The sequence below is a fragment of the Microbacterium daqui genome (genome assembly GCF_050408675.1).
Taxonomy (GTDB): Bacteria; Actinomycetota; Actinomycetes; order Actinomycetales; family Microbacteriaceae; genus Microbacterium.
This window is the reverse complement of record NZ_JBNTKF010000002.1, coordinates 233,442-257,447: the sequence shown is the minus strand read 5'-3', so window position 1 is coordinate 257,447 and position 24,006 is coordinate 233,442. Positions and strand designations below refer to the sequence as shown.

The 24,006-nt window shown below is 63.7% G+C and carries 19 protein-coding genes, 1 pseudogene and 1 riboswitch; of the genes and pseudogenes, 9 read left to right on the top strand and 11 right to left on the bottom strand.

Features of this window, described 5'->3' with window-relative positions; genetic code table 11:
- Positions 1 to 151 precede the first annotated feature (151 nt).
- Positions 152 to 1,341, bottom strand: a pseudogene (locus ACQUSY_RS02510) (short-chain fatty acid transporter).
- A gap of 939 nt (positions 1,342 to 2,280) precedes the next feature.
- Positions 2,281 to 2,514, bottom strand: a complete 234-nt coding sequence (locus ACQUSY_RS02505) for an AroM family protein (RefSeq protein WP_428902940.1) — start codon at positions 2,512 to 2,514, stop codon at positions 2,281 to 2,283.
- Positions 2,515 to 2,574: 60 nt separating this feature from the next.
- On the opposite strand from ACQUSY_RS02505, the gene ACQUSY_RS02500 reads away from it, so the two are divergent.
- Positions 2,575 to 2,769, top strand: coding sequence for a hypothetical protein (locus tag ACQUSY_RS02500; RefSeq protein ID WP_428902939.1), 195 nt, complete (start codon positions 2,575 to 2,577; stop codon positions 2,767 to 2,769).
- Positions 2,770 to 2,967: 198 nt separating this feature from the next.
- Here ACQUSY_RS02500 and ACQUSY_RS02495 read toward each other — a convergent pair whose 3' ends face one another.
- Both ACQUSY_RS02495 and glyA read right to left on the bottom strand, forming a co-directional pair.
- Positions 2,968 to 3,849: a bifunctional methylenetetrahydrofolate dehydrogenase/methenyltetrahydrofolate cyclohydrolase gene (locus tag ACQUSY_RS02495; protein WP_428902938.1), complete on the bottom strand. Its 882-nt coding sequence runs from the start codon at positions 3,847 to 3,849 to the stop codon at positions 2,968 to 2,970.
- A gap of 2 nt (positions 3,850 to 3,851) precedes the next feature.
- Positions 3,852 to 5,126, bottom strand: a complete 1,275-nt coding sequence (glyA, locus tag ACQUSY_RS02490) for a serine hydroxymethyltransferase (RefSeq protein WP_428902937.1) — start codon at positions 5,124 to 5,126, stop codon at positions 3,852 to 3,854.
- Positions 5,127 to 5,158: 32 nt separating this feature from the next.
- Positions 5,159 to 5,240: riboswitch (ZMP/ZTP riboswitch) on the bottom strand.
- Between the two features lie 56 nt (positions 5,241 to 5,296).
- Here glyA and ACQUSY_RS02485 point away from each other — a divergent pair.
- The 6 genes from ACQUSY_RS02485 to ACQUSY_RS02460 all read left to right on the top strand — a co-directional run bounded on the left by ACQUSY_RS02485 (position 5,297) and on the right by ACQUSY_RS02460 (position 12,563).
- Complete coding sequence (locus ACQUSY_RS02485; RefSeq protein ID WP_428902936.1) at positions 5,297 to 6,838, top strand: beta-N-acetylhexosaminidase; 1,542 nt, start codon at positions 5,297 to 5,299, stop codon at positions 6,836 to 6,838.
- Entirely contained in the window at positions 6,823 to 7,992 is a 1,170-nt protein-coding gene (nagA, locus tag ACQUSY_RS02480; protein WP_428902935.1) for an N-acetylglucosamine-6-phosphate deacetylase, read from the top strand. The genes ACQUSY_RS02485 and nagA overlap by 16 nt, the downstream gene beginning before the upstream one ends.
- A 493-nt stretch (positions 7,993 to 8,485) precedes the next feature.
- Entirely contained in the window at positions 8,486 to 10,393 is a 1,908-nt protein-coding gene (locus tag ACQUSY_RS02475; RefSeq protein ID WP_428902934.1) for a sigma-70 family RNA polymerase sigma factor, read from the top strand.
- Positions 10,394 to 10,402: 9 nt separating this feature from the next.
- Complete coding sequence (locus tag ACQUSY_RS02470) at positions 10,403 to 10,768, top strand: YrdB family protein (RefSeq protein ID WP_428902933.1); 366 nt, start codon at positions 10,403 to 10,405, stop codon at positions 10,766 to 10,768.
- Complete coding sequence (locus ACQUSY_RS02465) at positions 10,765 to 12,126, top strand: FAD-binding oxidoreductase (RefSeq protein ID WP_428902932.1); 1,362 nt, start codon at positions 10,765 to 10,767, stop codon at positions 12,124 to 12,126. The genes ACQUSY_RS02470 and ACQUSY_RS02465 overlap by 4 nt, the downstream gene beginning before the upstream one ends.
- A complete protein-coding gene (locus ACQUSY_RS02460; RefSeq protein WP_428902931.1) occupies positions 12,123 to 12,563 on the top strand; it encodes an NUDIX hydrolase in 441 nt (146 codons plus the stop codon). Before ACQUSY_RS02465 ends, ACQUSY_RS02460 begins: the two co-directional genes overlap by 4 nt.
- Here ACQUSY_RS02460 and nagB read toward each other — a convergent pair.
- From nagB to ACQUSY_RS02440, 4 genes are all read right to left on the bottom strand, one after another.
- Positions 12,560 to 13,339 (bottom strand): glucosamine-6-phosphate deaminase, encoded by a 780-nt coding sequence (nagB, locus tag ACQUSY_RS02455; protein WP_428902930.1) that lies wholly within the window; start codon positions 13,337 to 13,339, stop codon positions 12,560 to 12,562. The genes ACQUSY_RS02460 and nagB overlap by 4 nt on opposite strands.
- Before the next feature lie 27 nt (positions 13,340 to 13,366).
- Complete coding sequence (locus tag ACQUSY_RS02450) at positions 13,367 to 13,774, bottom strand: hypothetical protein (protein ID WP_428902929.1); 408 nt, start codon at positions 13,772 to 13,774, stop codon at positions 13,367 to 13,369.
- A gap of 56 nt (positions 13,775 to 13,830) precedes the next feature.
- Positions 13,831 to 15,015: an ROK family protein gene (locus ACQUSY_RS02445; RefSeq protein WP_428902928.1), complete on the bottom strand. Its 1,185-nt coding sequence runs from the start codon at positions 15,013 to 15,015 to the stop codon at positions 13,831 to 13,833.
- Between the two features lie 78 nt (positions 15,016 to 15,093).
- Positions 15,094 to 16,476, bottom strand: a complete 1,383-nt coding sequence (locus ACQUSY_RS02440) for a beta-N-acetylhexosaminidase (protein ID WP_428902927.1) — start codon at positions 16,474 to 16,476, stop codon at positions 15,094 to 15,096.
- Positions 16,477 to 16,587: 111 nt separating this feature from the next.
- On the opposite strand from ACQUSY_RS02440, the gene ACQUSY_RS02435 reads away from it, so the two are divergent.
- Positions 16,588 to 18,117 carry a L,D-transpeptidase family protein gene (locus ACQUSY_RS02435; protein ID WP_428902926.1) on the top strand — a complete coding sequence of 510 codons (1,530 nt, stop codon included), beginning with the start codon at positions 16,588 to 16,590 and terminating at the stop codon, positions 18,115 to 18,117.
- A gap of 202 nt (positions 18,118 to 18,319) precedes the next feature.
- A complete protein-coding gene (locus tag ACQUSY_RS02430) occupies positions 18,320 to 18,775 on the top strand; it encodes a GNAT family N-acetyltransferase (protein WP_428902925.1) in 456 nt (151 codons plus the stop codon).
- 65 nt (positions 18,776 to 18,840) lie between these two features.
- On the opposite strand, the gene ACQUSY_RS02425 is transcribed toward ACQUSY_RS02430, so the two are convergent.
- The 3 genes from ACQUSY_RS02425 to ACQUSY_RS02415 all read right to left on the bottom strand — a co-directional run bounded on the left by ACQUSY_RS02425 (position 18,841) and on the right by ACQUSY_RS02415 (position 23,698).
- Positions 18,841 to 19,563, bottom strand: coding sequence for a hypothetical protein (locus tag ACQUSY_RS02425; protein ID WP_428902924.1), 723 nt, complete (start codon positions 19,561 to 19,563; stop codon positions 18,841 to 18,843).
- Positions 19,564 to 20,081: 518 nt separating this feature from the next.
- Positions 20,082 to 21,878, bottom strand: coding sequence for an ABC transporter ATP-binding protein (locus ACQUSY_RS02420; RefSeq protein ID WP_428902923.1), 1,797 nt, complete (start codon positions 21,876 to 21,878; stop codon positions 20,082 to 20,084).
- Positions 21,875 to 23,698: an ABC transporter ATP-binding protein gene (locus tag ACQUSY_RS02415; protein WP_428902922.1), complete on the bottom strand. Its 1,824-nt coding sequence runs from the start codon at positions 23,696 to 23,698 to the stop codon at positions 21,875 to 21,877. The genes ACQUSY_RS02420 and ACQUSY_RS02415 overlap by 4 nt, the downstream gene beginning before the upstream one ends.
- Positions 23,699 to 24,006 lie beyond the last annotated feature (308 nt).

Below are 24,006 nucleotides of genomic sequence, written 5' to 3'. Positions count from 1 at the left end.
CTCCTCAAAGCATCCGACTGCGAGTTCGCGTTGCTTGGGTGAAAGTGCGGAACGTGCACGCATAGAAAAACTCCCCGAAAATTGGTATCTGATTTCTCAGTCCAACTTCCGGGGAGCAGTTCAATTCCGTTGGCCGCCCTTTACGTTTTTGTTAGCTCGTGACGCTGACGATCGTCAGTGCCGCGGCCATGACGGCACCGGAGCCGATCAGGGTGATGAACGTGTAGCCGAGGATGTCGCGCATCTTGAGACCCGCGATTGCGAGCACGGGCAGTGCCCAGAACGGCTGAATCATGTTGGTCCACTGGTCACCGTACGCGATGGCCATGATGGCGATCGACGGGTCAACACCGAGCTGGTTGGCAGCGTCGAGCATGATCGGCCCCTGAACGGCGAACTGGCCGCCGCCCGAAGGCACGAAGAAGTTGACGATACCGGCCGACAGCAGTGCGAGAGCACCGAACGTGGTCGGGTTAGCGATCGAAACGAATGCGTCAGAGAACATCTGGATCAGGCCCGAGCTGGCCATGATGCCGAGGATGCCGGCGTACAGCGGGAACTGCAGGAGGATCTCACCAACGTTCGATGCCGCTTGCTTGGCGAGGTGAATGATCTCGAACGGGTTGCGCACGAGCAGCAGGATGAGGGCGAGGAACGACCAGTTCACGATGTCAAGGGTGAGTCTACCGCCCTGAACGAAGTGAATCACGAGGTATGCGGTGAGCATCGCGCCGAGCACGAGGGTCAGGATGCGCGAAGCATCGACGCGGTCGGCGGGCGTCTCAACAGCGTCGTCAGCCTCATCGTGGTTCTCAGAACCAACGTGCGCGGGCAGTTCGAAAATCGGGTCGTTGCCGCCGTCAGCGGCCCCGAGCCCGAGTAACCCATGTGCCAAATAACGAAGCCGGAGTAGCCCGACGCAACCAGCAGCGGGAAGTGCACCTTCATGGTTCCGCGTTCACGTGCCTGCACCGCAATTTCGCGAACCAGCAGCGTACCGACGACGAGACCGAGGCCCCACGTGAAGAGGCTCGCGATGGCTGCGACAACGAAGACGAAGACGTAGGCCGAGCCGGCGGACTTCGGAACCAGAGCGGCGCGGCGCAGCAGCTTGCGTACCGGGCGCGTGTTGGCGAGCATGTAGCCGAGCAACAGCACAAGGCACATCTGGGTCATGAAGGCCAAAAGGCCGGCGAGTCCGTCACCCCAACCCTTGATGACATCCACGGGATTCTGCTTTGCAAGCGTCATCGCGAGGATCGCGACGATGAGCGTCAGAAGGATGGCGAAGGTCAGAGCGGAGGGAATCCACCGCTCAAGGAACCGGTTGATGGGGCGCATGAAACTGCGCTTTTCCGTGCGCGCTTGCGTCGTGTGCATAGCAGCAACTCCTTTGTTACAGACGTCCTTCGCGCTTAGCAATTGCTGAAAGTGCGCCGTGGCCAAGCGCTCAGTCAATTACTAACTTTTGTCAGTAATAGACCCGGGATCTAGCGAAGAATCGCGGCTCCTGCCATCATTGAGCCATGAAAACCTGGGCCGTGCGTTTCGGATCGCTCTATGTGTTTAACGTGGTCGTGCTGTTCCTGATCGGAGCGCTCATCCCACCCGTATACGTGGGATGGAGTGCCCTGTGGGGCGCCGTCATCCTCACAGCGGCCACCATTTTTGTGAAGCCCGCGGTCACCAAGCTCCTCAAGAACGTCACGGATGGCGCGAGCAAGGGCAAGAGCCTGAGTACTGGTGTGCAGAAAGCCATCGAGTACGGCATCGTTTTCGTTGTTGCCCTGCTGGTCTGGATCCTGGTGCGCGCTTTCTCCGGCATCTGGACGTGGGATTTCTTCACCGGAATCATCCTTCCGCCGCTGATTCTGCTCGTTGCTTGGTTTGTCTACGACATGATCGATGACCGCATCGAAAAGGTCGCGGGCGACCTTTATGACAAGGCAGAAACCGCCATCAACGACAACAATGCGAAGTCAACCCCGACGACGCCTGCGCCGGAGTCTCCCGAGACCCGCGNTGATCGATGACCGCATCGAAAAGGTCGCGGGCGACCTTTATGACAAGGCAGAAACCGCCATCAACGACAACAATGCGAAGTCAACCCCGACGACGCCTGCGCCGGAGTCTCCCGAGACCCGCGCCGCGCGCGACGAACTGAAAGACGGCCTCACGCCCGAACAGCGTCGCATGATGGACAACCTGTAATAGCCCTCACATGACATTCGCGGCCGCTCCCTCCCCAGGTAGCGGCCGCGAATGTCATGTGAGGCGCTGTTACGCGACGGCGGCCACCAGGCGCACCGCGAGCGAACGCGCGGTGATGGCCGGAACGCCCGTGATGCGCGTCACGTCGTCAGCCATCGCCTGCGTGTACCCAACGCAATCGAGAAAAATGATCTGCGCACCGTCTGCTGCAACCTGGCGGGCGGCGTTAGCGCTCTCCTCCGCACTGCCGACGTAGGGGTTGACCGGAGCGATCGCGGCATCGGCGAACTGTACCCCGCGCACGCCGGAGCAACGTCGCGTGCCTACTTTGCCACCCTCTCCGCGTCAGCGCGGCAAGCACTCATGTATACGGTTCCGCTCGCCAAGCTCAACGGCCGCGCCACTGGTTCCGTCAGCATCGGTGAACACAAGCGCGAACAACTGGGCGAAATTCGCGACCACGTGTCAGCGGTATTGCAGGTAGCCGACCAGATTGGCGCGCTGCTGTCGTCGACTGCAATGCCCGTGCCGAATGCGGTGCCCGTCACCGCGAACTAAGCCCGGTTTCCCCGACCGCATGTCGGAAGAATGCGGCTGAGGCGAGCGATTTGGCGCGCAGCACGCATGGCGGTCACAAAACCCCGACATCCGGTTCAGAAGTGGTTCCGGAACCACCGGCTGGCGCCGCAAAACAGCCCGAGAAACACGAATGGCTGCTCCCGAAACCGGGGGCAGCCATTCGGCGTCTGAGGGGCGTTATGCGCTTGCGCGCTCCGCCGCCTCCACAACATTTGTCATGAGCAGGGCGACCGTCATCGGGCCGACGCCACCGGGGTTCGGCGATACGAAACCGGCGACCTCAGCAACGTCGGGGTGAACGTCGCCAAACACGCGCGACTTACCCGTATCGGGGTCGGTTTCACGTGTCACACCGACGTCGAGCACGGCAGCGCCGGGCTTCACGTCTTCCGCCTTGATCAAGTGCTTCACACCGGCACCAGCGACAATAACGTCAGCCTGGCGCAGGTACGGGCCCATGTCGGGGGTTCCGGTGTGCACCTGCGTCACCGTCGCGTTGATGTCGCGGCGCGTGAGCAGCAGGCCCATCGGACGACCGATCGTGACACCGCGACCGACGACGACAACATGCTTACCGTTCAGGTCATACCCGTTGCGCTGCAGCAGCTCGATGACGCCCCGGGGCGTGCACGGCAGCGGCGTCGTGATCGGGTTGTTGACATTCAGCACCAGACGACCAAGGTTGGTCGGGTGCAGGCCGTCAGCGTCCTTCGCCGGGTCGATGCGCTCAAGGATCGCGTCCGTGTCGAGGTGCTTCGGCAGCGGGAGCTGCACGATGTACCCGTGGCACGAGTCGTCAGCATTGAGTTCATCGATCAGCGCTTCGACCTCGGCCTGCGTGGCGTCAGCCGGCAGTTCACGCTGGATCGAGTTCATGCCGACAGCCTCAGACTGGCGGTGCTTCATGCCCACGTACAGCTGCGATGCCGGGTCAGCGCCGACGAGCACGGTCGCGATGCCGGGAACGATGCCCTTGGCCGCAAGGGCCGCGACGCGCTCGGTCAGCTCCGCCTTGATCGCCGCGGCTGCTGCCTTGCCGTCAAGAATCTGCGCGGTCATGCTTACTGCTGCAGTTCGGGGTACAGCGGGAAGGCTGCCGCGAGCGCGTCAACGCGTGCGCGCAGTGCCGTAACGTCGGCGCCCGGCTGCAGAGCGAGAGCGATCACGTCAGCAACCTCGGTGAACTCAGCGTCGCCGAAGCCACGCGTTGCGAGTGCCGGCGTACCGATGCGCAGACCCGAGGTGACCATCGGCGGGCGCGGGTCGTTCGGAACCGCGTTGCGGTTGACGGTGATGTGAATTTCGTCGAGGAGGTCTTCGGCCTGCTTGCCGTCGATCTCAGCGTTGCGCAGGTCGACGAGCACGAGGTGCACGTCGGTTCCGCCCGAGCGGACCGAGATGCCGGCGCCGGCGACGTCAGCCTGCGTGAGGCGCTCAGCGAGGATCGCAGCACCGCGGAGCGTGCGCTCCTGGCGGTCCTTGAACTCAGGGGTGCCAGCAAGCTTGAACGCGGTCGCCTTGGCGGCGATAACGTGCATCAGCGGGCCACCCTGCTGACCCGGGAAGACAGCCGTGTTGATCTTCTTCGCGAGGTCAGCGTCGTTCGTGAGGATGAAGCCCGAGCGGGGGCCACCGATGGTCTTGTGCACGGTCGACGAAACGACGTGTGCGTGCGGCACCGGGTTCGGGTGCACACCAGCGGCAACGAGGCCAGCAAAGTGAGCCATGTCGACCCAGAGGTAGGCGCCGACCTCGTCAGCGATCTCGCGGAACTTCGCGAAATCGAGCTGACGCGGGTATGCCGACCAGCCGGCGATGATGACCTTCGGCTTGTGCTCGAGAGCGAGGCGACGAACCTCGTCCATGTCGATGAGCGAAGTCTCTTCGTTCACGCCGTACGCAACGATGTCGTACAGGCGGCCCGAGAAGTTGATCTTCATGCCGTGCGTCAGGTGACCACCCTGGTCAAGCGCGAGGCCGAGGAGGGTGTCGCCGGGGCGAGCGATGGCGTGCAGCACAGCAGCGTTTGCCGTGGCACCCGAGTGCGGTTGAACGTTGGCGAACTCGGCACCAAACAGCTCCTTCGCACGCGAAATCGCGAGCTCTTCAGCTACGTCAACCTCTTCGCAACCGCCGTAGTAGCGACGACCGGGGTAGCCCTCGGCGTACTTGTTTGTGAGCACCGAGCCCTGCGACTGCAGGACAGCAACGGGAACAATGTTCTCCGAAGCGATCATCTCAAGGTACGAGCGCTGGCGAACCAGTTCGCGCTCCAGTACCTCTGCGATCTCGGGGTCTACCTCGCTCAGCGGAGCGTTGAAGAAGGATTCGGTCACGGCGTTACCTCCACGAAGGATTGAGGGATGTACACATCGGCCCAGGCGTGCGGTCGAAGGAATGTGTTCGCTCCCCGGTGGTCACCCACCTGAACGCCAGTCGCGACGAAAAAAGCATACCCTCTCCGGCTCACTTGTCCGAGGTCACGTAGTTTGTTAGGTTTCCTTACATGACACTCGCTGTGACGACGCCGTCCCTCGTTCCATTACCGGCGTCCTTCGAAGCCGCACCCCCGGTACACCTCACTGCCGTGAGCCGCGTGATCGCACCGGCCATTCTGCAGCGCGAAGCACAGAGTCTCGCCAATGCGATTGCCTGGCGCGTTGGCCTCGAGCTCGTCGTCACAGAGTCCTCGGATGTTACGCCCGGTGACATCTTCTTCACCCTGGATACCGAAAGCGACGGCTCAGCCGAGGCTTACCAAATCGACACGACCGAGGGGTATGTCGCTGTCACGGCGACGACTGCCACCGGCGCGTTCTGGGCCATGCAGACCGTGCGCCAATTGCTCGACCACGACGCTGACGGTTGGTTCGTCACCGGCGCGCGCATCGCAGACAGCCCTCGCTACACCTACCGCGGCGTCATGCTTGACGTCGCCCGCCACTTCTTCGGCGTTGACGACGTCAAGCGCTACATCGACGCCATGAGCGCCTACAAGTACAACGTGCTTCACTTGCACCTCACCGACGACCAGGGCTGGCGCCTGCACAGCGAGGCCTACCCGGCTCTTACGGAGAAAGCCTCCGGCACCTCGGCGCTGGGTGACGAGGGCGGGTTCTACACCGCAGCTGATTACGCCGAGATCGTCGCGTACGCGGCATCGCGTCACATGACCGTTGTGCCCGAAATCGATGTGCCCGGCCACACGCACACCGTCACGGTGGCGTACCCCGAGTTCACAAAAGAGACCGTGATCATGGACTCGGTCGTCGAGGGCGCGAAGCTCTTCGGTCAAGCCTTGCCCGTTCACGGCCAACCATACGTCGGTTGGGGTGTCGGCTTCTCGAGCCTCAAGATCGATGACCCCGCGACCGACGAGTTCGTGAACACGATTTTTCGCGAGGTCGCCCAGGCGACCCCGGGCCCGTTCGTACACCTGGGTGGCGACGAATCGCTCGGCACAACGGAAGAAGACTTCGCTGCCTTCATTGCGATGGCGTCGCGCGCAGTACAGGCCACCGGCAAGACCGCCGTCGCATGGCACGAGGCGGGTAAGGCCCCCGATTTGGCACCCGGAACCATCGGGCAGTACTGGGGATTCCTTGAGCCCCAGCCGGGTTACGAAGACGAGGCTCGCGCTTTCGTCGAAAAGGGTGGCTCACTGGTCCTCTCCCCCGCCGATGTCAGCTACCTCGACATGAAGCCGACCGCCGATCACCCCCTGGGTCTGGTGTGGGCGAAGGGCCCGACGTCTGTCGAAGCGGCGTACACGTGGGAGCCGACCGACATCATTTCGGGCATCGCTCCCGAGGCCATCATCGGCGTTGAGGCTCCGCTGTGGACCGAATCGGCACGCACGATGGCCGACGTCTTCACGCTCGCCTTCCCGCGAGCGGCTGCCGTTGCCGAGATCGCGTGGAGCCCGCAAGACGGCTCCGAGCGCACGTGGGAGTCGTTCCGCACTCGAGTCGCGTCACACCCGTCGGCATGGCAGGCTGAGGGAATCACGTTTCACAACTCCGAGGAGATTTCGTGGATTCCAGCGTAAGAACGCTTATCCACTCTGCGACGCTCGCAGACGCTGGCGAACTGCAGCCCGACTCGTGGGTGTTGCTCGCCGCCGGTGGCGTCGTCGCTTCGGGCACCGGCGATAGTTGGAACGACCTCGTCGAACGAGGCACGACCATCATCGACGCCGAAGAACTCGCCGGTCACGGCGCTCTCCTCGCACCGGGCTTCGTGGACATTCACGGGCACGGCGGAGCCGGTCGTTCGTTTGACGACGGTGCCGAAGCGATCATCGAAGCACGCGACATGCACCGGATGCACGGAACCACGCGTGCGGTCGTCTCACTGGTCACCGCCGATCTCGACGCCTTGCTGCAGCGCACCGCTACCGTTGCGGAGTGCATGACCGAGCGTACCGACATTCTGGGTGTGCACCTTGAGGGGCCTTTCCTTGACCCCGGTCACAAGGGCGCGCACGAAGAGACGCTCCTGCGTAACCCCGTCGCTGACGCGATCAAGCGCGTGATTGCTGAATCCAACGGCGTTGTTCGTCAGATTACGATCGCTCCCGAGCTGCCCGGCGGCATCGAAGCCATTCGCGATCTGGTGGCCGGCGACATCGCCGCTGCAATCGGCCACACCAACGCTGACGCTGACACCACGCGAGACGCGTGTGACGCTGGCGCCACCGTCATCACGCATGCGTTTAACGCGATGCCCGGAATCCACCACCGTGCCCCCGGTCCGATCGTTGCGGCCGTCGCCGACCCGCGCGTGTACCTCGAGCTCATCGCTGATGGTGTTCACGTCGACCTCGACCTCATTCGCATGATTTTTGCGAGTGCTCCTGGCCGCGTCGTCCTCGTGACCGACGCCATGGCTGCGGCCGGTTCGGGCGACGGTTCGTACGTGCTGGGCAACCTCGCCGTCACCGTCACCGACGGCGTGGCCCGTCTGACGCACGGTGATTCGATTGCTGGTTCGACGCTCACCCAAGACGTCGCGCTTCGCAATGTCGTGAGTGTCGGGGTGCCAGTCGCCGCTGCGATCGACGCTCTCACACGTATTCCCGCCGAGGCAATCGGCGTTGCCGACCGGTTTGGGCGCGTACGACCAGGATTCGCCGCTGATGCGGTTTTGCTTGACCGCGACCTCAACGTGCGCGCGGTGTGGGCGGACTCCGTGCGCATCTAACGACGGCGATCAGGAGGCGAGCGGAACCATGACCGGCGCCGAGTGGATTGCGCTCGCCGGCTAGGTATCACGCCGAAATGGGAAGTGGGGCCCGATTTCTCGAGCCCCACTTGTTAGCGATTCTCCCCAAAGAATTGCTCCCAGTCTGAGACCTGTTTCCACTCTCTTCCCCCGAAGAGAGCGCTTCTTCCCCCGAAGAAAGAAATCGGTCTCTCACCCTTACAGACGCGCATATGGGCGATTCATAACGCGAAACTCAGAACTTTTTTGAAATCTTTTTTGCACGTGATTTCGGCGCAGTATCGCCCCCGCGGCGTTTGTATGTTTGGTCACGTCTTCAGACCAGCCGGGCACGTTTTCATTGTGGAACCCGAACATTTTTCCCGATCAAACCAATATTCATCACATTTCCTTGGTCACCCAGGATCGATCGACGAAAATGGTTTCTTGGGCTTACCCGAAGCCACCCTGACGTCGAAGCAATGAAATACCTGTGGCCACGAACGAATCCGAACTTTCCGAGAACGAACTCGTCTCCGACGCGACCCTTGTTGATCGCGCACGTGATGGCGATTCGCTCGCGTTCGGCGAACTCTGGTCGCGCCACTATGCCTCGGGTATGCACGCCGCGCGTTCGGTAACGAATTCCATCGACGCCGACGATCTGGTGCAAGAAGCCTTCACCCGCATCGTCCAGGCGCTCCAGCGCGGTGGCGGCCCACAGGGCGCATTCCGTTCCTACCTGTTCACGAGTATTCGTCATACGGCGGCCTCCTGGGGTCGCGCGCGTACAGATACCGCCGTCGAAGACATGGACGATGTGGTCGATGCCGCCTCCACCGAGGCGGAGACCGATGCCGCCATTGACCGTGGCCTCACGCACACCGCATTCCGGAGTCTGCCGACGCGTTGGCAAGAGGTGCTGTGGTACACCGAGGTCGAGCAGATGAAGCCAACCCAGGCCGCACCGCTCCTCGGCATGAAGGCATCAGCCGTCGCGCAACTCGCGCTGCGCGCTCGCGAGGGTCTGCGCGAAGCCTGGATCACCGCACACCTCAAGTCGCTTGACGATGGCTCGATGTGCCAGTGGACGATCGAACGCCTCGCCTCGTACACGCGCCACTCGACCAGTGCCCGTGACACGTCGAAGATTGACGCGCACCTCGCAACCTGCACGCGCTGCGTTATCGTCGCTGGCGAAGCAGAACGCGTCTCGTCGCGCCTTGCTCTCATCCTGCTCCCACTCGCGCTCGGCGCAACCGGGGCTACGTCTTACCTCGCAACGCTTCAGGGCGGCGGCCAAATGCTTGTCGCGCTTGCCGCGGGCACGACGCCGCTCATGCCCGCCGTCGTTGCCCCGTCGGGTACGGCGTTCGCCAATGCCATCGGCGGCGGCACCATGGGTGCTTCCGGGAGCAGCACTGTGGGTGCCGCTGGTGCCGGAGTATCGGGCATCGCCGCTTCTGCGGGCGCCGGAAGCCTCGTCGGTATGCTGTCGGTCGCGGCGGCCGGCGCGGTTGTTGCTGGCGCGGTCATCGTGGGCGCTGTGGCGTCGACGTCGACGTCGACCGAGCCAACGGCGTATGAAGCGAGCTCGCAAAACTCATTCGTTGACAGTGCACAAACGATGCCCGACGTCGTGATGGCAACGCCTGACACCGTCACTCCCGTGTTCGACGTCACTCCGTCCCCGTCACCGAGCGATTTGCCGCGTTCGCTCCTTCCGGCTCCGCCCAACGCCCGCACACCGATCACAGCGCCGACGACACCAGTTGTCACGCCGACAGTCGCACCGTCGGCTCCTGCGGTCACAGCGCCGGCACCGCCCACGCAACCCGAGCCCACGACATCGCCCGAGCCCGCGCCCACCGTAGCGCCCGAGCCGGAGCCGTCGTTTGCTCCCGCCCCGACGCCTGACCCAACGGTCGCGCCGGCGCCCACGCCCGCCCCCGAGCCGACGCCGCAGCCCACGATCTCGGCACCCCCGCCGCAGCCCGAGCCCACGCCAACACCCGACCCGACGCCCGAGCCCACGCCAACACCCGACCCGACGCCGGCGCCCACGCCAACACCCGACCCGACACCCGAGCCAACCCCGGACCGAGAGCCGACGCCCGACCCGGCACCCAGCGACGCGCCAACGGTGAGCGCGTGGACGATGCCCAGCCCATACCTCGCGATGGTGCGCATTGCCGGCACTGACGGCCGTGAGCTTGCCGTAATCGTCGACGGCCGCGAGGTGGCATCGACCATCATCTCCGGCGGCGAAGCTTCCTTGGTGCTCGTTTCTGAGATGAGTCTGCTGCCCGCAAAGATCTCGTTCCGCTATCTTGATGGAGCTGAAGAAGAGACCGAGACGCTCACCGGTGCCGAATGGGAAGCCTTGCTGAACCCCAGGTAAACTGGAGCCATGGCTGAAACACCCTCGGCGAGTGGCACTCGTCCCGCGATTTCTGTGCTCGACATCATCCGTTTCGTGGTGACGCTGACAGCGTTCGCGACCCTCGCACTGTGGGGTGCTCTCGGCTTCGCGTTCCCTTGGAACCTCATCGTCGCTATCGGCGCACCCGCACTCGCGATTCTGGTGTGGGCGCTGTTCGTCTCCCCCAAGGCTGTGTTCCGCGTGCACCCCTACGTTCGCGCCCTGGTTGAACTCCTCGTCTTCGTTGCTGCCACGCTCGCGTGGTGGGACATGGGTCAGGCCATCATTGGTATCGCGTTCGGCGTTGTCGCCGTCGCCTCCGGCCTGGCGGCGGGTCGCCGCAATATCGCATGACCGCGGTCGTCGATCGGCTTGAGCAGGCGTTGCCGGGGCGGGTCGACACTTCTGCGAGCGCACGCACCGCTGCGCGTGCCGACAAGTCTGGTCATGCGTCCGCCGGCATGCCCCTCGCGGTGCTGTACCCCGAGTCTGTCGAAGACGTGCAGACCATCATGCGTATCGCGACCGGCACCCGCACCCCCGTGGTTCCACGCGGTGCTGGCACCGGCCTTGCGGGCGGCGCAAACACCGGCGACGGCGAGCTCAGCCTGTCGCTCATGCGCATGAACCGTCTGCTTGAGGTGCAGCCGGACGATCTCATCGCGGTCGTCGAGCCGGGCATCATCAACGCGCACCTCAACAACGCGTTACGCGCGTACGGCGTCTGGTGGGCGCCCGACCCGGCGAGCCGCGAACTCTCGACCGTGGGCGGCAATATCGCCACCGGCGCGGGCGGCCTGCTGTGTGCAAAATACGGCGTCGTACGCGATGCGGTGATTGGCGTCGACGTGGTGCTCGCCGATGGCACGCTCATGCATTGCGGCCGCCGCACGCTGAAGGGCGTCGCTGGTCTTGACCTCACGTCACTGTTCATCGGTTCCGAGGGAGAACTGGGCATCATCGTCGGTGCGACGCTGAAGCTGGGTCGATTGGTTACCGGAACCACGTGCACGCTGACTGCGGTATTCGCTTCGGTTCGTGAGGCGGCAGCTGGCGCATCGGCGGTCACCGCCGCTGGCATTCAGCCCGCCATTATGGAGCTGATCGACGCGACCTCACTTGAGGCCGTTCACCGCCTCCTCACACTCGCACCGCCGACACCGGGAGCATCACAACTCACCATCCAGACCGATGGGCCGGCCGCGCGCGACGAGGCGGAGGCGATCGCCACGTTGCTCGCCAGCCGAGGAGCTACCGTCGAGGTCACCGATGACCCAGACACCGGGGCTGAGCTCCTGCGCATTCGTCGCTCAATGCATCCGGCGATGGAAACACTCGGCACCACCCTCATCGAAGACGTCTCGGTGCCGCGGTCTCGCCTGGCCGATATGTTCGACGAAATTGCCCGCATTGAGCAGGCCTACGGCATCACCATCCCGACGGTCGCTCATGCGGCTGATGGCAACCTGCACCCCAACTTCGTTTTCGCCGGCGTCGAGGTTCCAGAACACATTTGGCAGGCCGCCGATGACCTCTTTACGTCGGCGCTGCGCCTGGGCGGCACGCTCACCGGCGAACACGGTGTCGGTGTACTGAAGAGCCGCTGGCTGAAGGCGGAGCTCGGAGACGCCCAGTGGGAGCTGCAGCAGCGCATCACGCGAGCGTTCGACCCCGCCGGGATTCTCAACCCTGGGAAGGTCTTCTCGTTATGACCTCCGACATCATCCGCGTCAGCGCCGTCCTCATCACCGATACCGCGGGCCGCGCGCTCATGGTGCGTAAGCACGGCACCGCAGCGTTCATGCAACCCGGTGGTAAGCCCGAGGCTGGTGAGACACCCGCTCAGACTGCCGCTCGCGAACTGGCCGAAGAACTCGGCATCATCGTCGACCCGGGTGAGCTCGCCCCACTCGGCACCCACCGCACGGCCGCAGCCAACGAGCACGGCTTCGACGTGGTTGCCGATTGCTTCGCCCTCACCATAGCTGACCCGACCGGGATTGCGGCCGCGGCCGAAATCGCCGAAGCCCGGTGGCTCACGCTCCAGGATCTGGCGACGCTCACGATCGCCCCACTCAGCATGAAGGCGCTCCTCCCCCTGGTGTGGGGAGAAGCGCCTGTCAGTGCAGCGTTGCTAGCTCGGGATTAGATTCCCTGCCATGCGGGCTTGTTGGCGTACGCGTACTTGTAGTAGTCGGCGCGGCTCAACTTGCTCGCAGCAGCCTCGTCAACGATGACCGTCACGTGCTCGTGCATCTGAATAGCGGAGGCCGGCATGATGGCACTAACCGCACCCTCAACCGTAGCCGCAACCGCATCTGCCTTACCCTCACCGAATGCCAACAGCACCAAGTGACGGGCGCGCAGGATGGTTCCGAGCCCCTGCGTGATGCAGTGCATGGGAACCTCGTCCTTGCTGTCGAAGAAGCGTGCGTTGTCGGAGCGGGTCTGCTCCGTCAGCGTCTTCACACGCGTGCGCGATGCAAATGACGAGCCCGGCTCGTTGAAGCCAATGTGGCCGTCGGTACCGATACCCAGGATCTGGATGTCGATGCCGCCAGCAGCAATGATGCGCTCTTCGTAGTCATCACCGGCGTGCTCAATGCCGTCCACGGCACCGCTCGGAACGTTGATGTTCTCGGGCGTGAGGCCCAGCGGCTCCACGACCTCACGCGTGATGACGCTGCGGTAGCTCTCGTGGTGCGCCGGGTCGATGCCCACGTACTCATCGAGAGCGAAGCCACGAACCTGCGAGACATCGAGACCGTCAAGCGACGCGCGCAGCGCCTCGTAGACGGGCAACGGGGTCGAGCCGGTTGCCAGGCCCAGCACCGTCTGCGGGTTGGTGCGCACGAGACGTGCGATCTCTTCAGCGACCAGGCGACCGGCTGCTTCCCGATCCGCGACAATAACGACTTCAGCCATGGGCGAGTGCTCCTTCTGGAATTTCCGCTACCCCGACAAGAGCGGCACCCAGTGCCGCCGCGGGCGACGCCGCCGGTAGCGCTTCCATTCTTTCAGCGAAATGCAGCGAACGCAGAAACGGTGACTGTTCTGCCTCTCGGTGGAAGATCGCGCGAATGTCATCAAACAGACGGTCGCCAACAGCGGCGACGCCACCGCCGACCACGACAGCGTCGGCATCCGTGGAGAGCATGTACCACCGCGGCTCTGCAGGGCGTAGACCTGCGTGAAGATGTTGAGGTTCCAGATCACCTGCAGGATGAGCACGACCGTGAAGACGCTACGCAGGTACGGGAAAACGATGTAACGGAAGCGACGCAACCCCGTGGTTCCGTCCAGGGCAAGCGCGAGAGCGGCAATGCCGAAGGTGGCAACCGCTGCGAGCTTCCGGTTCATAGTTTGTCCGTTGTTTCTTGGTGGGTGGGTGGGCGTCTGTGCCCGGGCGGAGCGTCCTAGAACACTCCAAGTTGAGTCGCGAGCACCATCACGGCTGCTCCGCGGAGAACAATGTCTGGCCCCTGACCCGACAGGCGCATGTCAACGCCGTCGTGGATTCCCGCCAGTGTGCGCGCACGCACGGTTTCCAAAGCGGTGTCGATGAGAATGCCGCCGACAAGTTCTTCCGGGCCGGCGATTACGATCTCAGAGAGGTCGAGCACACCGATAACCGGCGCCAAGGCGATACCGAGACGCTCACCAGCATCACGCAGCACGCCCTCGCGGTCGTTCGTCGCCGCGATGCGCGCAACGAGTGCGGGAACGGCGAGCCAGGCCTCGAGGCAGCCGACCTTGCCACACGCGCACTGCGGGCCGCCGTCGGTTGCCACGGTCACGTGACCGATTTCACCGGCGGCGAAGTGGCCACCGATCATGGCCTGGCCTGCGGCGAGCAGACCGGAACCAACACCGAGGCCGATGCGAACGAGCAGCGTGTCAGCGGTGGCGCCGCCAAACGTCTGCTCCGCCAGGACAGCAACGTTAGCGTCGTTGGCGACGACAACCGGGAGGCCGGTTGCCGTGCGGACGCGCTGGCACATGGGGGTGTCGCGCCAACCGAAGTTCGGGGCGGTCAGCACGACGCCGTCGAGGTTGACGACACCCGGGGTGCCGATTCCGATGCCGAGCAGCGGCGCCGTGGCCTGAGCCACGAGCTTGCGTGCCAGCTCAATCGTCGCTTCGAGCGCTGCTTCGCCCGTGATCCCCCGCGCTTCGTGCTCATCAACACGAACGACGATTTCGCCGTCGAGCGTGAGCACAGCACCGCGGAAAACATCGGGCTCAGACAGATCGACGCTGATGATCTGGTGGCCCTGGCGGTCAATGTCGACGAGCGTTGCCGGCTTGCCGGGGCGGTTGCCCTCGCGCAGACCCTTTTCTGCAACAATGCCGTCGTCAATCAGTTCAGCGACGAGATCAGAGATGGTCACTCGCGTCAGCCCCGTTTCGCGCGACAGGTCTGCGCGGCTCATTGCGGCCTCGTGGAAGAGAGTCTGCAGAACGAGCGAACGGTTGTGGCTGCGGGCATGCTCCGGCAATACCTTGCCGCGGGCACGAGCCGAACGTGCAGTGGGAAACTGCGCGGCCCTTACCGGGGCTGCCTGTGGTGTTGCGCTACCTTGCGCTTCCGATGCCATCATGATGTTTGTTAGTCGACCTTACGAACAAACTTCAGCGCAAGGGGATTCATCAACTTTTCTTCTCCTGATATAGATTTGTTACACATCGATGATGTCGGAAACGAGGTCTGCGACGATGGCTTCGCGCTCCTCGCGCGAACGCGGAACCCCCGGCATTCCGGGAGTGCGCTGCGCCGGACGCGGGCCATCCTGCGGGCGATAGGCAACGCCCCACTCAGCCAATCGCTCGATGTGCGTCGAAAGCGCGCCGGCAAAGCTGTTCCATTCTCCCGGCTCGCCGCCCGCCCACAACCGCTCAGCAATGACGGCCAGGCGCGGGAACAGCGCAAAGTCAACGCGATCGCGTGTGGGGAGGTGCTCGGTCCAGACGTTTGCCTGGCCGCCGCGAGCGCCTTCTGACACACGGAACTGCCACGCGTCTTCGACGGTCAGGGGCGGACCCACCGGGGTGGGTTCGTCGGTGCCCTCGCCCCGGCGGTAGTCGAGGTACGCCTCCATGTCGGAGCACCAAATAAATTCGTGACCGCGGTTATGGGCGACTCGGGCGGCGACCGGGCCGCGCCAAATACCGATGAGCATGCTCGTGTCGACGGGCCCCGCGAGCACTTCGTCCCACGCGTAGGGCGTGCGGCCGAGTTCTTCGACCATCGTGACAAGTTGCGCGGTGAACCAGGGCTGCACGTCGTGAATATCGGCGATGCCGAGCTCGGCCATGCGTGCCGCGGTTGCCGGGTCGGCCGCCCACTGCGCGGTAGGCACTTCATCGCCGCCAACGCCAATCCACGGCGAGGGGAAGACATCGACAAGCGCGGCAATTGCTGCCCGACAAAACTCGAGGGTTTCTGGCCGCAGGTTGAGGGTGTGCGGGTTGAGGCCAAACTTCGGCCACGGAACCGTCGGGGCCTCGGTTGCGGTCGCGAGCTCCGGGTAGGCGGCGATGGCGGCCTGCACGTGGCCGGGAAACTCTGCTTCCGGAACCACGGTGATGTGCAGGCGTTCGGCATACGCCACAATGCGCACCAGGTCAGCACGCGTGTAGAAGCCGGCATGGTCGCCAGCGACGACCTGGCTCTGCGGACCGTGACCACGCTGCGTCTCGATGCGGGTCGCGCCGACGGTCGTGAGGCGCGGGTAGCCCGCAACCTCGTAGCGCCACCCTTGGTCGTCGGTGAGGTGAAGGTGCAGCACGTTGAGGCGATGCCGCGCCATGAGCAACAGGATGCGTTCGACGTCGTCAACAGGGCGGAAGTGGCGTGCGACGTCAAGCATGAGGCCACGCCAAGAGTGCGCAGGCGCATCGCCACGCCATTCGCCGAGGGGCGCGGTGCCAGCCGCGTCACGGAGCTGATCCAGCGCCGCGGCTGCTCGCACCAAGCCGGCTGGCGACGCGGCTGCGAGCTGCGCGCCGGAGCTCGTCACGGTGATCGTGAAGCCTTCGGTTTCGGTTTCGGTGCTGGGCACGATGTGCAGGAAGTCGGCAGGCAATCGCGACAGAACCGTGATCCGATCCCGCCTTTTATGGCTCCGTGCTCGTTTACGATTGGGGTTGGGGACTGACGAAGGGGGCCCGCAATGGCCAACGCATACGACGAGCACGACAGCGCGCCGGAGAATACCGACGACGCGACCGTTGCCGATGCCTCTATGACCGCCACTGGTGCCGCCGGTGCTGCTGGCTCAGATTCTGGCTCTGGCTCGACGGTCGGCGCGGATGGTCAGGTTTATACCTGGGCTCCGGCAAGCGAAGAGCCGAAGAAGAAGCACAAGCGGCGTTGGCCGTGGATCGCGATTCCGGCTGCTGGCGTGGTTGCTGGTCTCGTTGTCGCCTCGATGACGCTCATCGCCCCGGGCGTGAGTGCCGCTGGTGTTCCGGTGGGCGGCCTGACCAAGTCTGCCGCCGCCAACGCGATCGACGCGCGCGTCGCAAACGCGACCGTGACGCTCGAGACCTCTGCTGGCACCGTGACGCTCACCGGTGCTGACCTGGGCGCAACGATTGACGCCGAGGCGGTTGCCGCTGAAGCGTTTAACTCCGCTCCGGCGTGGAACGTGTCGAGCTGGGGCAGCGACGCTGCCACCACACCCGTTTCGATCGATGATGCCCAGGCGCAGGACGCACTGCGCGCGGCGCTCCCCGACCTATACGTTGACCCCGTCGACGCCGAGCTCACGCTCAACAAGACCACAGGCGCCTACACGGTGATCCCGGCTGCCGACGGCAAAGGCATTTCGCTCGACACCGTACGCACGGCCCTGGCTGACGCCGTGGCATCAGAAAAGGGTGCCGCGACGGTCGAGGTGAAGACGACCGCGATTCCGGCACTGCTGACGACGGAAGAAGCTCAGACTGCGGCCGATGACATCAACGCGCTGACTGCAGACGTAGGCTTCTATGTCGGCGACGAGCGCACGGTTCCGGTCGATGCCCCTCTTGCTGCCACCTGGATCACGCCTTCGTTCTCCGACGATGGCACTCTTGTCATTTCGGCGAATGAGGCTGAAATCGCAAAGTTCACCGCGACGCTACCCTCCAAGGTTGACCGCCCCGCGGTTGACGGCGTGAAGCTGGTTGACCGCCAGGGCAACCAGTTGCCCGACTCGATTTACACCAAGGAGGGTGTTGAGGGTCGCACGATCGGTGACGTCTCCAAGATTGCGAGCGCGTTCGCAACGCAGCTCGAAGAGGGCAACGGGCACTACCCGCTGACCGTGACGACGGTTGAGCCGAAAGAAACCACGCTCGAGCGGTGGATTGAGGTCGACGTCAGCGAGCAGACGGTCTATGTGTGGGAGAACGGCCAGACCGTGCGCGTCATGCTGACGTCGTCGGGCTTGCCGCCGTACGAGTCGGCGCGCGGTACGTTCCGCATCAACTCACACGTTGTGATGCAAGACATGGGTTGCGTGCCCGGCTACGACTACTGCACAAAAGACGTCAAATGGGTCATGTACTACAACGGCGACGAGGCGTTCCACGGCACGTGGTGGCACGACAACTTTGGCAACAAGATGAGCCACGGTTGCATGAATCTGAGCGAGGCTAATGCCAAGTGGCTGTGGGACTGGACGCCCATCGGAACCGAGGTTTGGGTTCACGACTAAGCTCACGTTTTTGAGGGCCGCTTCCCGGTGATGGGAGGCGGCCTTCGTCGTTTTCGGAGCTTTTTTGCGTGAATTGTTTCAGATGTGGATGTTTGTACTTCTCCGCGAAGATCTGCGCTTTTATGTTCTCTCCCTTGAGTCTCGTGCACACTTTCCGGTGAATTCTTGGCATTGGCGCTCGAATAGGCGTTAGCCTGTCCACATGACCGACCTCCGACTCGTAGAACTCAGTGCGGCTACCATCGTCGCTGTCAATAAGTTGGGCCTCAAGCCAGGCCAGGAGGCGTTTCTCGCCCCAATCTCCTACGGCATCGCCGCCACCGTTGTGAACCCGCAGACCACCTGGCAGCGCGTTGTTCTGAACGGCGACGAGGTTGTTGCCTTCGTGAGCGCGAACTTCGACCCCGAAGCCATGGAAGAGCAGTTCCGCAGCGTGCTGTGGCGCATCAACGTTGATGCGGACGACCAGCGCCGCGGCGTCGGACGCTTCATTGTGGGCGAGCTACGTCGCGTGGCCGCTGAGAAGGGCTTCGACCACGTCACCGTCATGTACGAAGCAGGCGAGGGTGGCCCCGAGCGCTTCTTCGAGTCGGTGGGCTTCACCGCGATTGGCGAAACCGACTACGGCGAGGTTGTCGCAGAGATCAGCGCACCGTAACGCTTTCGATGTAAAAAGGCGGTGAGGGCTCAGCCCTCACCGCCTTTGGCGTTTAGCGTGGTTATTTAGGCGTTCTGGCCCTTGATCATCAAGACCTTGTGGCCCTTGCTTGCACCGTTGGCCGGCGGAATGACGACAACGAGCTCGCCACCCTTCTGCTCTTTGGTGACGATCATGTCGGCCGGCAGGTTCGGGTGTACCGTCGGTGCCGCGGCCGCGATCAGCGCGCCAGCCTTGAGCGCGGTATTGGACACCTCGCGGATACCCTTCTTGTCGAGGGTCTTGGTCCATTCCGCAAACTGCATGGCGGGCTGGTCAACATAACCCTCGGGCGCCGCTGCCGGGCCAACGAGCGCGATCGGCGTCTGCGTCTTGCCGTTCTGCACTGAGACGGCCAGAGAACGCTGACGGCCGATCCACCCGCGCTGCTGGAAGTCAGCGAATAGCTGGGCACCCTTACGCCCCTTCATCGCGAAGTGCAGGATCAGCAGCACGATGCCGAGCGGAACCATCAAGACCGGGCCCCACACCCAGACGTAACGCAACATCTCGGCGACGCCCGAGCGACGACCTGTGAATTCGATAGCGTCGGCGGTCAGGAAGTAGCGTTCGATGAGCTTCCAGTCCCAGCCTGACGCGTCGCCGAGTTGGAAGAGATTCATACCCACCATAAAGACTGCCGCGACAAGCGAACCGATGGCTCCCGTGAGGAGACCCTTGGGCGCCTTCACCGCGGCTGCGAAACCGGAGGGTGTTGACAATTGATTCTGAAGAGCTGCAATAGACACGGCGTGAGTCTACGGCATGCCGTCGGTTTTCACGGCCCCACCCGCGCTTTCCGCACCGATTCCGCCCCTCGCGCCCCGAGGTTCCACCCTCCCCTGCCCCGTGGTTCCGCTCACGCTTAGTCGCGTGGTTCCGCTCGCGCCTCGCCACGTGGCTCCGCGCGCCTTGCTCCGAGAGGAGGAGATTTTCGCGACAGGAGGCGGCGGTGAAAATACGCATAATCACCTCCTCTCGCGACAATCACCTCCTGCCGTGACGATGGGGCGCGCAACGGCGGGCCAGGTGGGAACGAGGGCGCGGGATTCGGGGCGCGCAACCAGGGCTGCGGGACCATGGGTGCGGGATCCGAGGCACGGAACCGAGCGCGGGTCGGACACGGAACCACGGGACACGGAACCAGGGGTTGCGGTGTGGGGGGCAGAAACGAGTGTGGGGCCCGAGTCGGGTGACTCGAGCCCCACACGAGCGCACGAAGCGCATCGCAGAACTACCTCAGACCTACCTCAGAATTACACCTGATCTACACCAGGCTGTTGCGCCAGGCGGCGTGGAGCTGGGCGAACTTTCCGGTGCCGGCGATGAGTGCGGCAGGGGCGTCATCTTCGATGATCTGGCCATGTTCCATCACAAGCACGCGGTCGGCGATCGCGACCGTCGACAGACGGTGCGCGATGATGATCGCGGTGCGGTCGGCGAGCAGCGTCTGCAGCGCCTCCTGAATCTGACGCTCAGACGGGATGTCGAGCGACGCCGTTGCCTCGTCGAGGATCAGCACCGCCGGGTCAGCCAAGAACGCACGCGCAAACGAGATCAGCTGGCGTTGGCCTGCTGACACGCGTCCGCCACGCTTGTTGACGTCGGTGTTGTAGCCGTCGGGCAGTGCCTCGATAAAGGCCGCAGCACCCACAGCCTCAGCGGCCGCCTTGATCTCCGCGAACGTCGCCTCGGGCTTGCCGAGCGCGATGTTGTCGGCGACGGTGCCGCTGAACAGGTAGGCCTCCTGCGTCACCATCACGATGGCGCGGCGCAGGTCCTTCGGGTGCATCGCACGCAGGTCGACGCCGTCGAGCCGCACGAAACCTTCGGAGGGGTCGTAGAAGCGCGACACGAGCTTCGCAAGCGTCGTCTTTCCGGCTCCCGTGGTTCCGACCAGCGCAATCGTCTGCCCCGCAGGAATCTCCAGCGAGAAGTTCGGCAGGATCGTACGGTCGGCAGAGTAGCCGAACGTGACCTTGTCGAATGTGAGGTCGCCGCGGGCTTGCCACAGGTCGATGGGCTTTGCGGGGTCCGGAACCGTGGGTTGCTCTTCGAGCACGCCAGACACCTTTTCGAGGGCTGCGGTTGCCGATTGGTACGAGTTCAAGAACATCGCGACCTCTTGCAGCGGGCTGAAGAAGTTGCGCACGTAGAGCACGGCGGCCAGCAGCACACCGATCTCGAGACCGCGCACGCCACCGAGCAGCACGACGGCCGCGAGCGCGAGTGCCGAGATCGCCATCATGCCCGGGTCAAACGTGCCGTAGAGCTTCATCGAACGCAGGTTCACGTCACGGTACTGCCCACCGACGTCAGCGAACTTTTCGTCGTTCGAGGGTTCTTTGCGGAATGCCTTGACCGCGCGGATACCGGTCATGGTCTCCACGAACTGCACGATGACCTTGGCCGAGACGACGCGCGACTCGCGGTAGATGAGTTGCGAGCGCACGTAGAACCAGCGCATCAAGAAGTACAGCGGGATGAACATGACGAACAGCACCATGCCCGACTGCCAGTCCAGAATGAGCAGTGCGGCGAGCGTGAAGCCTCCGTACAGCAGGCCCGAGACGAGCTGGTTAAGGCCGCCGTCGAGGAGCTCGCGGATCGACTCGAGGTCGCTCGTCTGACGCGAAATGATGCGGCCCGACGTGTACGACTCGTGAAACTCGAGGCTCAGTCGTTGCGTGTGCAGAAAGATGCGTTTGCGCAGGTCAAGCATGACCGCTTGCGTGAGCTTGGCGGCGAGCACGGCGTACGCCGCGATCAGTGCGCCACCACCGATGCCCGCGATGACGAGCAGAATCGAGGCGACCCAGGTGGGAGCCCACTCCTGCGCCATTGCGGCAGGCAGTGCGACGTCAAGGCCGTACGCGATGATCGCCGGCGCTGCCACGCGGAACGCGGTCGAGACAACGAGCACGAGCGCAGCCAGCACAAGCCACCATCTGAGCGGGCTCACAAGCGAGCCCAGCAGCTTCATCGAGCGGCGACGGATCGCCTTACTCTCGGCCTTCGTGTAGTCCAGGCGTTCTTCACCCTGGGTTCCGATGACGGTGCTCACAGGTTCACCTCCGTCTCCCGCGCGCGGGCTTGTTCATCTTCGAGACTCGAAATGACGTGTCGATAGTGTTCGCTCGAGGCCATCAGCTCGGAGTGCGTGCCGACGGCGGTCACTCGTCCGGCTTCGAGCAGGGCGACGCGGTCAGCGAGCGCGACCGTCGAGGGGCGGTGCGCCACGATGAGTGCGGTCGTGGTCTGCAACACTTCTCGAAGCGCGGCCTCAACGAGCGCCTCGGTGTCAACGTCGAGGGCGCTCAGCGGGTCGTCGAGCACGAGCACTGCGGGGGCCGCAGCCACGGCTCGAGCAAGCGCGAGACGCTGACGCTGACCACCGGAGAGGCTCATTCCCTCTTCGCCGATCACCGTTTCAACACCCTCGGGCAGGTCATCAACGAACGCCGCTTGCGCGATGCCGAGCGCTTCGCGCATGACGCGCTCGGCCTCGGGGCTGTGCGGATCAAGCTCGGCGCGACCCAGCAGCACGTTCTCGCGCACGGTCGCCGAGAACAGCGTCGCGTCTTCGAACGCCATCGCGATGTGGCGACGCAGGTCTTTCAGGCGCAGGTCGCGCACGTCGACACCATCGAGCAGCACACGACCGGCCGTCACGTCGTACAGGCGCGTCGGCAGGGTCGTGAGCGTCGTCTTGCCCGAGCCGGTCAGACCAACGAGGGCCATCGTCTCCCCCGGCTTAAGCGCGAGGTCGACACCGTTCAGCAGGTCGTGCTCGGCGGTTCCGGCGTCTTGGTACCGAAAGTGCACGCCCTCGAACACCAGCTCGCCGCGCGATGTCGGCATCTCGACCGGCTTCTCAGGGTCGGTGATCGTGTTGACCTCGTCGAACACCTCGAACACACGGTCGGTCGCGGTGCGGGCGTCAATCATGAACGAGAACAGGAAGCCAATGGACTCAATCGGCCAACGCAACACCGTCGCCATCGCGAAGAATGCGAACAGCTGGGCAGGATCAAGCGCACCCTGCGTGGCAAGCCAGATGCCGGCGAACAGGCTGGCGGCGAAGGCAACATCCGGGATCATCACGAGCCAGAACCAAATGGCACCATCAGCCTTGGCCTTGTTGATCTCGGTCTCGCGCAGGCTTTCCGCCTGGCTCGCAAACTTACGCAGCGCGTGCTTGCCACGGCCGAATGCTTTGAGCACGCGAATACCGTGCACACTCTCCTCGACCTGCGTAGCAAGGTCGCCCGCCTGGTCTTGGCTCAAGCGCGACAACGCGCCGTACTTCTTCTCAAACAGGTATCCCTGAATCCAGAGCGGAATTCCGGAAACCAAGAAAATGGTTCCGAGCAACCAGTGCCAGCGGAACAACAGCACCGCACCGATGATGATCGTCAAGATGTTGACGACCAACAGAATGAGGCCGAATGCGAGCCAGCGGCGGATGAGGCCGATATCTTGCATCATGCGGCTCAGGAGCTGGCCCGAGCCCCAACGGTCGTGGAACGACACCGGCAGTTGCTGCAGTCGCGAGTAGAACGACATGCGCATGTTGTATTCGACGGTCATCGCTGGCGTCAGCACGAAGTAGCGGCGTAGCCACACCATGAGCGCCTCGCCGAGGGCAAGCAGCAGCACCGCCGCCGATGCCCAGACGATGGCGACGATTTCGCCGCGTGCGACGGGGCCGCTGATCACAGCTTCGAGCAGAATCGGGATCATCAGCGCAATAACGGCACCACCGAGGGCGCTCAAGCCGCCCAGGATAAGCCGACCAGCGATCGGACGAACAAAAGGTCTCAGGCGCAACAGTGCGCGCGGGGTCGACAAAGAACTCTTTACAGAAGGCGCGGGAGTAGTCATGATCCTTGTGGGATTAAAAAGCTTGGTACAGAAAATGGGGCGCACAGGGCGCGTGGCGAGCAAGCTCGCGAACCTGATCGGGCCTCAGGCTGGGCCATGCGTAGTGCCGGTTATGGCATGCGGCGATTGAAGGCCGGGCGCAGGGCAACAGACGCGTCGATGACATTCGTGTGCATGGTGGCCTCCTCGACCTCAGGGAAATTGTGCCGACTGACACAACAGCCCTCCAGAATATAGCTGTGAGTTCGCTGAGCGCAAGGATTAATTTTCGGCGCCAGTGCCGTCACTCCGGGTGCAACCACGATGTG

What these genes read in the sequence shown, in the direction of transcription:
- ACQUSY_RS02470 (WP_428902933.1), top strand. Translation starts at nt 10,403, where the DNA reads ATGGCTGAAACACCCTCGGCGAGTGGCACTCGTCCCGCGATTTCTGTG.
- ACQUSY_RS02495 (WP_428902938.1), bottom strand. Translation starts at nt 3,849, where the DNA reads ATGACCGCGCAGATTCTTGACGGCAAGGCAGCAGCCGCGGCGATCAAG.
- ACQUSY_RS02460 (WP_428902931.1), top strand. Translation starts at nt 12,123, where the DNA reads ATGACCTCCGACATCATCCGCGTCAGCGCCGTCCTCATCACCGATACC.
- ACQUSY_RS02450 (WP_428902929.1), bottom strand. Translation starts at nt 13,774, where the DNA reads ATGAACCGGAAGCTCGCAGCGGTTGCCACCTTCGGCATTGCCGCTCTC.
- ACQUSY_RS02465 (WP_428902932.1), top strand. Translation starts at nt 10,765, where the DNA reads ATGACCGCGGTCGTCGATCGGCTTGAGCAGGCGTTGCCGGGGCGGGTC.
- ACQUSY_RS02500 (WP_428902939.1), top strand. Translation starts at nt 2,575, where the DNA reads ATGTATACGGTTCCGCTCGCCAAGCTCAACGGCCGCGCCACTGGTTCC.
- ACQUSY_RS02430 (WP_428902925.1), top strand. Translation starts at nt 18,320, where the DNA reads ATGACCGACCTCCGACTCGTAGAACTCAGTGCGGCTACCATCGTCGCT.
- ACQUSY_RS02445 (WP_428902928.1), bottom strand. Translation starts at nt 15,015, where the DNA reads ATGATGGCATCGGAAGCGCAAGGTAGCGCAACACCACAGGCAGCCCCG.
- ACQUSY_RS02435 (WP_428902926.1), top strand. Translation starts at nt 16,588, where the DNA reads ATGGCCAACGCATACGACGAGCACGACAGCGCGCCGGAGAATACCGAC.
- nagB (WP_428902930.1), bottom strand. Translation starts at nt 13,339, where the DNA reads ATGGCTGAAGTCGTTATTGTCGCGGATCGGGAAGCAGCCGGTCGCCTG.
- ACQUSY_RS02415 (WP_428902922.1), bottom strand. Translation starts at nt 23,698, where the DNA reads ATGACTACTCCCGCGCCTTCTGTAAAGAGTTCTTTGTCGACCCCGCGC.
- ACQUSY_RS02485 (WP_428902936.1), top strand. Translation starts at nt 5,297, where the DNA reads ATGACACTCGCTGTGACGACGCCGTCCCTCGTTCCATTACCGGCGTCC.